Source organism: Streptococcus mitis (genome assembly GCF_023109105.1).
Taxonomy (GTDB): domain Bacteria; phylum Bacillota; class Bacilli; order Lactobacillales; family Streptococcaceae; genus Streptococcus; species Streptococcus mitis_BW.
Map to the genome: position 1 here is coordinate 106,360 of NZ_JALDTZ010000002.1, position 10,917 is coordinate 117,276.

General features: G+C 39.6%; 6 protein-coding genes and 1 pseudogene. 1 reads left to right on the plus strand and 6 read right to left on the minus strand.

Annotated features, from left to right (window positions below):
* Positions 1–5,840, minus strand: a 5,840-nt coding sequence (locus tag M1F37_RS02100; protein ID WP_247934527.1) for a CshA/CshB family fibrillar adhesin-related protein, incomplete at its 3' end; no start/stop codon positions are given.
* 364 nt (positions 5,841–6,204) lie between these two features.
* Here M1F37_RS02100 and M1F37_RS02105 point away from each other — a divergent pair.
* Positions 6,205–7,573, plus strand: a pseudogene (locus tag M1F37_RS02105) (transposase).
* 37 nt (positions 7,574–7,610) lie between these two features.
* On the opposite strand, the gene M1F37_RS02110 reads toward M1F37_RS02105, so the two are convergent.
* From M1F37_RS02110 to M1F37_RS02130, 5 genes are all read right to left on the minus strand, one after another.
* Positions 7,611–7,814, minus strand: a complete 204-nt coding sequence (locus M1F37_RS02110) for a helix-turn-helix domain-containing protein (protein WP_004252288.1) — start codon at positions 7,812–7,814, stop codon at positions 7,611–7,613.
* Positions 7,815–7,831: 17 nt separating this feature from the next.
* Positions 7,832–8,308: a DUF2975 domain-containing protein gene (locus M1F37_RS02115; protein ID WP_247934528.1), complete on the minus strand. Its 477-nt coding sequence runs from the start codon at positions 8,306–8,308 to the stop codon at positions 7,832–7,834.
* Between the two features lie 67 nt (positions 8,309–8,375).
* A complete protein-coding gene (locus M1F37_RS02120; RefSeq protein ID WP_247934529.1) occupies positions 8,376–8,867 on the minus strand; it encodes a hypothetical protein in 492 nt (163 codons plus the stop codon).
* Between the two features lie 235 nt (positions 8,868–9,102).
* The gene (gene msrB, locus M1F37_RS02125; protein ID WP_247934530.1) at positions 9,103–10,218 is read right to left on the minus strand and encodes a peptide-methionine (R)-S-oxide reductase MsrB; all 1,116 of its coding nucleotides are present in this window, start codon (positions 10,216–10,218) and stop codon (positions 9,103–9,105) included.
* Between the two features lie 5 nt (positions 10,219–10,223).
* Positions 10,224–10,784 (minus strand): TlpA family protein disulfide reductase, encoded by a 561-nt coding sequence (locus tag M1F37_RS02130; RefSeq protein WP_247934616.1) that lies wholly within the window; start codon positions 10,782–10,784, stop codon positions 10,224–10,226.
* Positions 10,785–10,917 lie beyond the last annotated feature (133 nt).

A 10,917-nucleotide genomic window follows, 5' to 3' on the forward strand; every position in this document is an offset into this window, starting at 1 on the left:
CCTTCACCTGGGATTACCTTAGTTGTTGAACCATCTTCAAATGTTGCAGGAACATCATCATCCATTGGTACACTTGGATCACCTTCTGTAAACTTAGGTTTACCTGTTTGTGTTTGACCTTGTATATCTGTTGATGGAACATCTTCAGCTGTTGGTGTTACTGGTGTTACTGTTGGTGTGTACTTAGCTGTAACTGGTATACCATTCTTATCCACACGTTTAACAGTTACACCTGTTCCGGTTCCTGTGAATGATTTTTCTGGTACAAATGTTACAGTTCCATCTGGTGCTACTGTGTATGTTCCTTCACCTGGGATTACCTTAGTTGTTGAACCATCTTCAAATGTTGCAGGAACATCATCATCCATTGGTACACTTGGGTTACCTTCTGTAAACTTAGGTTTACCTGTTTGTGTTTGACCTTGTTTGTCAGTTGAAGTAACATCTTCACCTGTTGGTTTTACTGGAGTAATCTTAGGTGTGTAAGTTGTTTCTACTGTAGTACCGTTAGCATCTTTCGCTTGAACCTTAACTGAAACGACATCACCTGAATATGATTTATCAGTTGGTGTGAAGGTTACAACACCTGTTTCTTTATCAACTGTGAAGCTACCGATAACCTTGCCTTCTGGTGATTTAGCATCTACTGAAGTAGCTGGTTGACCATTTTCGTCAAGAAGAGTAATGGTATCCTTGTCGATTGGTGCAACTGGATCTCCTTCTGTGAAGGTCACTGTTCCAGTTTGAACCAAGCCTTGAGGTGCTTCTGATGAAGCTGGAGTTGCAGTTGGTGTTACCGGTGTTACTGTTGGTGTGTACTTACCTGTTACTGGTGTACCATTCTTATCTACACGTTTAACAGTTACGCCTGTTCCGGTTCCTGTGAATGATTTTTCTGGTACGAATGTTACAGTTCCGTCTGGTGCTACTGTATATGTTCCTTCTCCTGGAATTACCTTAGTTGTTGAACCATCTTCGAAGGTTGCAGGCGTATCATCATCCATTGGCACACGGCTATTACCTTCAGTAAATTCAGGTTTACCTGTTTGGGTTTGGCCTTGTTTGTCCGTTGAAGTTGCAGGTTCAGCAGTTGGAGTTACTGGTGTCACTGTTGGTGTGTATGTCGCAGAAGCTTTTGTTCCGTTCTTATCTTCACGGACAACTGTCACTGCTGGTGCAGTTCCGACGAATGATTTTTCTGGAACGAATGTTACTGTACCATCTGCTGCAACCGTAAATGTACCAACTCCCTCAACTGTCTTAGTTGTTGAACCGTCGTCAAATGTTGCTGGTACATCTTCGTTGATTTCAACAGTCTTTTCAACGCCGTTAACTTCAACTGTACCACCCTTGAATTCAGGTTTGCCTGTTTGAGTGGCACCTTGGATGTCTTTTGTTTCTGCTGGGGTTGCAGTTGGTTTAACAGGAACAATCTCTGGAGTGTAGGTTGTACCTACAACGATACCGTTTGAACTTTCAGCCACAACTGTAACTGGAGTTACTGTACCAGTGTAAGATTTATCTGTTGGCGTGAAGGTTACAGTACCTGTTGCTGTATCAATTGAGAAGGTACCAATTGGTGTTACTCCATCCTCTGCATAAGCTGGGGTAGTAGTAACCTGATAACCATCAGCATCTAAGAGTATATAGCTATTATCTTTAATAGTAATTTCTTTATCTTCACCATTAACTTGTACAGTTGTACCTGCGAATGTTGGTGTTCCTGTTTGAATCGCACCTTGTACATCAATTGATGTTGCCGGATTCGCAGTTGGCTCTGCAGCTACTACAGTTGGAGTATAAGTCGCATCCGCTGTGATAGTAGATGTTTTTCCGTCTTCATTTGTAATGAGAGCAGTAGCTTGTACAGTTACTCCATTAGCAGTACCAACAAAGTCTTCTTCAGGTGTAAATGTTACAGCACCTGTTGTAGGATCAATTGTATAAGATCCCTCACCTTCTACTGTCACAGTAGTTTCATCCGTAGGTTTACCAGTTGCAGGATCCACTAACTTCTTACTTGTGATTTTAGCTGTCTTATCATTACTCAAATCAAATGTTGGAGTTTGAGTTTGTGGGACATTTTGAATATCTCCAGAAACTTTATTTGTTGGAGTGATAGAAACCGGAGTTACTGTTGGGGTATATGTAGCAGAAGCTTTGTTTCCATTCACATCTTCGCGGACAACTGTTACTGCTGGTGCAGTTCCTACAAAGTTTGGTTCTGGAACGAATGTTACTGTACCATCTGCTGCAACCGTAAATTTACCAACACCTTCTACTGTTTTAGTTGTTGAACCGTCGTCAAATGTTGCTGGAACATCTTCGTTGATTGGTACAGTTTTCTCAACGCCGTTAACTTCAACTGTACCACCCTTGAATTCAGGTTTACCTGTTTGTGTGGCACCTTGGATGTCTGTTGTTTCTGCTGGGGTTGCTGTTGGGGTTACTCCTACAACTGTTGGTGTGTATGACGCAGAAGCTTTTATTCCATTCTTATCTTCGCGGACGACTGTCACTGCTGGTGCAGTTCCTACAAAGTTTGATTCTGGAACGAATGTTACTGTACCATCTGCTGCAACTGTAAATGTACCAACTCCCTTAACTGTCTTAGTTGTTGAACCGTCGTCAAATGTTGCTGGAACATCTTCGTTGATTTCAACAGTCTTTTCAACACCGTTAACTTCAACTGTACCACCCTTGAATTCAGGTTTGCCTGTTTGTGTGGCACCTTGGATGTCTTTTGTTTCTGCTGGGGTTGCAGTTGGGGTTACTCCTACTACAGTTGGTGTGTACTTAGCTGTAGCAGTCTTAACGTACTCTTCTTGAATCTTACCGTCTTTATTTCGACCAACTGGCGCTGACAATGTAACTTCCACACCTTTGGCTGTACCAGTAAAGCTTGGTTCTGGAGTGAAGGTTACTTCACCAGTTGTAGGATTGATGGTGTAAGTCCCTTCTCCAGCTACGGTTACAGATTTCTCATCAGTAGTACGACCTGTTGCTGGGTCTACCAACTTAGCAGGATAGTCCGCGCTTGGAGCAATAGCAATCTTATCACCAGCTGAGTTAGAAGCCGTTGTATTAAAGGTAGGTGTTTCTTTTTGAGTTGCACCTTGAATATCTTTAGAAGTCTTGTCAACCCCTTCAATGTCAATCGGTGATACAGTTGGAACATATTGACCATCCATAGTATTTAATTGGCCATTCACATTAGGTTCGCTGTCTGGGAATTTTGTTGACCAACCAGTATCATAGCCATTATTGTCTGAGCGACGGATAGAGATACCATCAGCAGTTCCTAGGAAATTATCTTCTGGGATAAACTCAACATCTACATCTTTACCATTCGCAGTAATCTTGTACTTACCTTGTCCTTGAACGACGTAGTAACCGTCTGCGTCAAGAGTTGCACGATTGCCATCTTTGTCAACGATGTATGGTGCTACAGTTTCGTCGATGACAGCAGCAGAGTTGCGTTCATACTTGTGTTCTCCACGTGCTGTAAAGGCTACAGTTGCTGTTTGTTTGGCACCTTGGGGAGCACTTGTTTCTTTGAATTCCCCTTTTGGTGGGTGGGTGATTTGAGTCTTGAAGTCTTCTACTTCACCTGAGAAGGCCATGCCAGTTGGGCTTTCGATCTCGTTCGCTTTCTTAGCAATACGAACACGAGCACCTAACTCTTTAACGCTTGGGTCGACGTAAGTCTTGCTGTTTGCAAAGGTCAACTCAACAGTCCCATCTTGTGTGATTGTAGCGAGATTTGAGCGTTCATCTTCATCGAATTTACCATTTTGGTTAAAGTCTACCCAACCATAGATATGTGCTTCTGAAGCTCCATCCGTATGAGCTTGAATTGACATCTTGTAGTTACCTGGTTTGGTACGGTCCATCTTGATCATCTCATTGGTTGTCCCTTTGAGTTCTTCTGGAAGCAATTGGTTAATGCCTTCATCGGCCGTAGTTGAGTTATCATCACCGAACCAGTCAAGAGTCGTGTTTTCATCCATATCTGGGCTAACGTTACCAATATACGGTTGATTTACTTTAGCACCAGTTACGCCATCTACAGTTGCAATAGTATGCATAGCCTTACCGTATGACTCAGGAGCATCCCCTTCATCAATTGGAAAGAATCCCAGCATAGCAGACTGTTTACCACCCGAAGCGATATAAAGTCCCACTTCAGATGCTCCACGCGTCATAACAAGGGGAACAGAGGAATCGGCTGCAGAAATATTTGGCCCAAAGACACCAGTCCCAAGACCACCAGTTACTTGGTCAGGGTTTCCAAAATACTTCCAAGCGACTGGTTTTTTATCTGGGCCAACTTCAGTAGACCCGCGAAGTTGGTCAAGGTTAGTTCTGTAGAATGATTTACCATTAATAGTAGTCTTAGGGTTAGGGCCAAAAAGATTATCCGTATCTTGTATCATGTACGGTACACTAGCAATTCTACTAGCTTTTTTCCATTCTCCAAGATGTTGCCAACCTTGTCCGTTGGTAGTGAACATAACAAATTCACCAGGGTTGGCAGACTCTCCATCAGCCATAACAACAGCTGGTTTAACTTTCTTGCCACGGAAGGTTGCAGAGATTTCAAACTGAACTCCGATATTTCCACCATTTATCGCTGAAGCAATGGTTGTCTTCTTGGCTTTGGTATCAATTCCTTCATGTCTAATTTCGGTATAACCATTTTGAGGCTCTGCGGTAATCATGGCCTCATCACCGTTCTTGAAACGTAACTTAGTAGTGGGTGAACTCGAATTATTGACAAAACCGTTTCGAGCATTTGGATCATAGGTTGCTTTTTCTGCGTCAGTAGCTCCTTGGCTTTCTAGTCGCTTCTTATAGATTTCAGTTGCTTGGAAGGGTTTCAAAGACTTAACTTTGATAGTTACCACATATCCAGGCATGATTTCCTTAGTATAGGTAGCCCCAACTTGAAGAGCCATTTTCTCTTGTAAGTTTTCAGTTGGTTTAACTTCGGAGGCAGGTACTAATGTCGTAGTGGTTCCTGTCCAGTTGGCTACATCTCCAAAGTCCAACCATGTGATCTGGCTAGTCAAAGATTTTGCGTCAAGGTCTGTTGTATATCCTGGTTTTTCAACTTTTGGAGTTGAAGTTGCGTCTACAACGTCTGCACCAATTCCAGTAGCTGTTGCAGTATCTGCACGGAAGGCAGTATTCTTGTCAATCTCTTTACCATTACGAGGGTCGTTCTTCCCTGTATTTGCAATTGCGTTTGTACCTTCAGCTGGCTTTGTGTTTTCAGCAGGTTTTGCTGTAGTTGCTTCTGTTGTAGCAGGAGTTTCAACTACTGGTTTTTCTACTTTAGCTACTTCCTTGTTTTTAAGTTTCGCATTGACAGTCGTTACGAGTGATTGGTAAGCTGCGTCAAGTTCAGCTTGGCTTGTAGCAGAAGTAAGTGCATTTTTAGCATTAGCAAGACCTACCTTAAGAACTTCAACACTCTCGTCTGTCTTGTTGCTGTATTTACCATTTGCCACGTTTGCTTCAATTTCAGCAACGTAAGCTGCCAATTTGTCGCTATTTAGCTCAGGTTTTACTTCAGTAGAAACTGCAGGTGCTGCTTCTGCTTTATAAGTTACTTCTTTAGCAGGTGCTGCTTCTGTTGTTACAGGAGTTTCAGCTTTGTCTACTTCTGTTGTAGCTGCAACTCCGTCAGCTTGTTTTTCTTCAGTTACTTCATCAGCTCCGACACCTGTAGCAGTTCCGAGCATTACCAACGTTCCGAGTAAGACCGAGCAAACTCCTACATTTAACTTACGAATTGAAAATCGACTAATACGATCATTAAAGAGATCATTTTTCACTAATATTACCTCCAAATTGCATAAAATTTAGCTTAGTTTAGAATAAATATGTATTTAATATTTCGCAAACTAATCGCTGTTATATTTTACCATGCTAGCTCTTGAATACCAAGTATTTTGCTCAATTTTTTTTAAAATTTTGCTTTTTTTATAGTTCAACTTATTTGAGGTATCTTAAAAAAATTAACATATGCTCAAGATATTTTTAACATACAAAAAAGAGGGAATTCCCCTCTTTTTGGGCTCTATACTATTTGTAGTGGGTAAATCCCCTATGGATATGATGGAGCCTATTTTGTTGTAGAAAAAAAGTCCCTTAAGATCTATAATGAAAAGCAACCAAACCATCATTAGAAAGAATCATATGGAACCATTACATTTTATCACAAAACTCCTCGCTATTAAAGACTCTAATATCCAGATTCTAGATATCATAAATAGGGATACCCTCAAGGAAATCATCGCTAAACTGGATTACGAGGCGCCATCTTGTCCTGTTTGTGGAAATTTAATGAAGAAGTAAACGTCGAAAATTTCTTACCTTGAAACAACAGGTATGCCTACTAGAATTCTTCTGAAAAAGTGTCGTTTTAAGTGCTATCAGTGCTCAAAAATGGCAGTCGCTGAGACTTCCCTCGTCAAGAAAAATCACCAAATCCCTCGTATCATCCACCAAAAGATTGCTCAAAAGTTGATTGAAAAGACTTCTATGACCGACATTCCCCATCAGCTGTCCATTTCAACTTCAACTGTTATTCGCAAGCTCAATGACTTCCGTTTTAAGCATGATTTTTCTCGTCTTCGTGAGATTATGTCCTGGGATGTTGAAACAGTCAGGGGAGTGACTGTTTCAATCGGGAGATGAAGATGAGCTTCATTGCGCAAGATTTTGACAATCTCAATATCATCGCTGTTCTTGAGGGAAGAACACAAGCTGTCATCCGAAATCACTTTCTGTACAACAATCGAACTGTTAGCTGCCAGGTGAAAATCATTACTATGGATATGTTTAGCCCTTGTTATGAATTGGCTAAGCAACTTCGCTTTCGAATTTCTAGGCTTAGGTTGAAACAGTCTCCCAGACTGTTTCACGCTCAAATGCTAAAATCGTTCTTGATCGCTTTCAACCTTCCTTATTATATTTCTAAACTCAGGCTAAAACAGTCCACTGGACTGTTTTACTCCAACATCTAAGCCGTGCTATGAGTCGTGTCCGCGTCCAAATCATGAATCAGTTTCATCGAAAGTCTCATAAATACAAGGCTATCAAGCGATATTGGAAACTCATCCAACAGGATAGTCCTAAACTCAGCGATAAACGTTTTTATCGCCCTACTTTTCGTATGCACTTGACGAATAAGGAGATTCTAGACAAGCTTTTGAGCTCTTCCGAAGACTTGAAAGACCACTATCAGCTCCTGCTTTTTCACTTTCAGAATAAAGAAGAGCCTGACAAATTTTTCGGACTCATTGAGGACAATCTAAAGCAGGGTCATCCTCTTTTTCAGACTGTCTTTAAAACCTTTCTAAAGGACAAAGAGAAAATAGTCAACGCCCTTCAATTACCCTATTCCAACGCCAAACTAGAAGCGACCAATAATTTAATCAAACTTATCAAGCGTAATTCCTTTGGTTTTCGGAACTTTGAAAACTTCAAAAAACGGATTTTTATCGCTCTGAACATAAAAAAAGAAAGCACGAAATGTGTCCTTTCTCGAGCTCATACTCAATGAGAATAAAAAAGCGGATCAGCATTCGCTGAACCACTTTTTAATCTGGCACATACTCCAATATATCACCAGGTTGGCACCCAAGTTCTTTACAAATGGCTTCTAGCGTTGAAAAACGTATAGCTTTGGCCTTACCTGTTTTCAGTATTGAAAGATTTGCGGGAGTAATACCTACGCGTTCTGCTAAATCTCCTGAACGCATTTTTTTCTTTGCTAATTCGACATCTAGATTAATAACAATCATGTGATAGTCTCCTTTCTCTAAATTGTAAACTCATTTTCTTCTGCAATTTCGTTTGCTTTTTCAAGGACTTTACCAATTGTCCAAACAACGAGAGCAGTAACCATGAAAGTTATATTCAGAAATGAATAACCATTGAGTGTTAAAATACCATCTCCTAGAAATGAGGCAATAAAGAGAGAAAGAGAAATACGATTAGCAAGTTTGACATTATGACTTGTAAAAATCTGTTCATGAATAATATTTTGGAAGAACTGTCTAACACAGAATAGTACAAACAGAATGATAAAGCTATTGATAAAGGACAAAGCACTCACTAGAATTGAAGTATTCACCATATCAGGTTTTAAGGAAATAGTCCCAAGGTTAAATAGGCTAATCTCAGTTACATTGAAAACTGTTAAAAGGATGGATATAACTAAAGACACTCCCAAGATAAAAATTAGGATATTAATAAAACCTAAAGCAAATGGTAAGTAGGAATTTTTCTTAGACATTAATTTCAAAACCTCGTTTCTAATCTCTACTATATTATACAATATTAGTAAGTGTTACGTACATGTATTATGCTACTTTATCTGAAAATTGATTTTTGATTGAAGTAAGCACCAAGCTAGCAAGAAACAAAAATGCTGCAATCGAGAAGTTAAAAATGATGTGGGCAGGATTCAAAATTAGTTCTGTAATACCTTGGATTGCTCCTACTACAGTCATTAAAACTGCACCCTTTTTCAAGAATGAAATGGTTGTATTTTCAAAAAGATCACTTTCTTTAAAGTTCTTAGCAAACTGTTTTAATTTGATAAGGCCATAAGTCAGAAGTGTATTACCAGCAACAAAGGTTAGAACAAAGGCATTAACCCCTCCCCACGCTTCGTAGCCTGACCTTGTTACCTCTCCACCTTCGGGCATTAGTTGGCTGATATCAAATTGACCAAGTAGAAGAACTAAGGAAGCGATACTAAGGAAACTGAGGGTAAAGATTCCCAAATTAGAACCCAATGTAACAAGTGATTTAGCGAAGTTTACGATTTTAGTTGATGTAGTTTTTTTCATGATGATTTCCTCTTTTATAAAATATTTTTAGTTTTAGCAACAAATGAGCTCTTTTTGTTACTAGTCGAAAACTTATTATTGTTTTTCGATATATCTAGTATAACATAATTTTTTTGAGATGCACCACTTTTTTATCGTTTTTTGATAATTTTTTTCTTTTATTTAAAAAATTACTTTATTTAAAGGAAATCAAATATAAAAATAATCTAGTAAACTCTTTTTAATAATCTCAAGATCACTCAACATAATCCAACAAATAACCATAGCCCTTTTCTTCCATTTGATCCTTTGGGATAAAATGGATGGATAGACTATTGATACAATAGCGTAGACCTCCCTTGTCCTGAGGTCCATCTGTAAAGACATGTCCTAGATGAGAATTCCCTGTTCGACTTCTGACTTCTGTTCTGACCATATTGTATGACTTGTCTTCCTTATAGGTCGCAACATCTGGACTGATCGACTGGGTAAAACTTGGCCAACCACAACCCGATTCAAATTTATCTTTCGAAGAAAAGAGAGGTTCTCCAGTTGCTACATCCACATAAATTCCTGCTTCAAATTTATCCCAATAACGATTTGAAAAGGCACGTTCTGTTTGACTGTTTTGAGTCACTGCATACTCCTCTGGTGATAGGAGTCTTTTCAATTCATCGTCACTCGGTTTTGGATACTTACTAGCATCAATGACCGGATAGGCTGCTTGATTGACATTGATATGGCAATAACCATTAGGATTTTTCTGGAGATAATCTTGGTGGTAGTCCTCAGCCACGATAAAATTTCTTAAGGCTTCCTTTTCAACCGCTAGAGGCTGGTCGTACTTCTGAGCAACTTGATCAAAGACTTGATTGATAGCTTCTAAATCTTTCTCATCTGTATAGTAGACTCCCGTTCTGTACTGAGTCCCCATATCATTTTCCTGCTTGTTCTTACTGATTGGATTGATAATGCGGAAATAATGGAGCAAGATTTCTTTTAGAGAAATTTGATTGGCATCGTAGGTCACATGAACAGTCTCAGCATGCCCGGTTTGGCCGATCAATTCATACTGGGTTGTTTCTCCTCTCCCATTAGCATAGCCAGAAACTGCGTCTGTCACACCTGCTACTCTTGAAAAATACTCTTCTACTCCCCAGAAACAGCCTCCAGCTAGATAGATTTCATGCAGGTCAGCATCTTTAGCTGGCTTCGTTTTTTTCTTAACACCTTGACCTTGGCTAACAGCTGCCTTCTCAATTTGAGAGGTATCAGTGTTGATCGAGTTTCTTTTTTCCAAAAGAAACAAAGCTCCTATGGTGATGAAAATGATAACTCCAATTAAGAATACTGTTTTTAATTTATCATTCATAACCTCTAATCTATACTTTCCAAACTCTCTAAAATACTTGCCTTATCCATAAAGCCTGGTTGAGTCTTCACCAATTTTCCTTCTTTATCAATAAAGGCCTGAGTCGGATAAGAACGAACTCCGTAACTCGCTAAGAGTTTTCCTGAAGGATCTAGAAGTACAGGGAGGTTTTTATAATCTAAACCCTGATACCATTTTTGGAAGGCTTCTTCTGCTTGCTCTCCTTTTTGACCAGGAGAAACAACTGTCAAGATTACAAAGTCATCGCCAGCTTCTTTTGCAAGTTCATCGGTATCAGGTAAACTAGCTAGACAGACAGAACACCAAGAAGCCCAAAATTTTAGATAGACCTTTTTGCCTTTATAATCTGATAGGCGATAGGTTTTCCCATCAACTCCCGTAAGCTCAAAATCTGGAACTTCTTCTCCTTTTTTTGCAGTTTGAGAGCTAACTTGTGCATTTTTGTCTCCATTTTGCTTATCAGCTTGACTCTCCATCTGATTGTTACAAGCCGATAGACAGACCAGACTAGCGCAGACCAATACATATGCTTGCCATTTTTTTATCTTTATCATTTTAATCACCTTTCTCTTTCATCATATGAATATAGATATTGTATTTTAGCTCTATTATATACCGACCATACTAAAAATACTTGAAATCTGCTTGGAAAATAAGGCATCTTTTTGGGCACAAAAA

Excerpts from the sequence above, each read along its gene's own strand:
- M1F37_RS02115 (WP_247934528.1), bottom strand. The coding sequence starts at position 8,308 with ATGTCTAAGAAAAATTCCTACTTACCATTTGCTTTAGGTTTTATTAAT.
- M1F37_RS02110 (WP_004252288.1), bottom strand. The coding sequence starts at position 7,814 with ATGATTGTTATTAATCTAGATGTCGAATTAGCAAAGAAAAAAATGCGT.
- M1F37_RS02120 (WP_247934529.1), bottom strand. The coding sequence starts at position 8,867 with ATGAAAAAAACTACATCAACTAAAATCGTAAACTTCGCTAAATCACTT.
- msrB (WP_247934530.1), bottom strand. The coding sequence starts at position 10,218 with ATGAATGATAAATTAAAAACAGTATTCTTAATTGGAGTTATCATTTTC.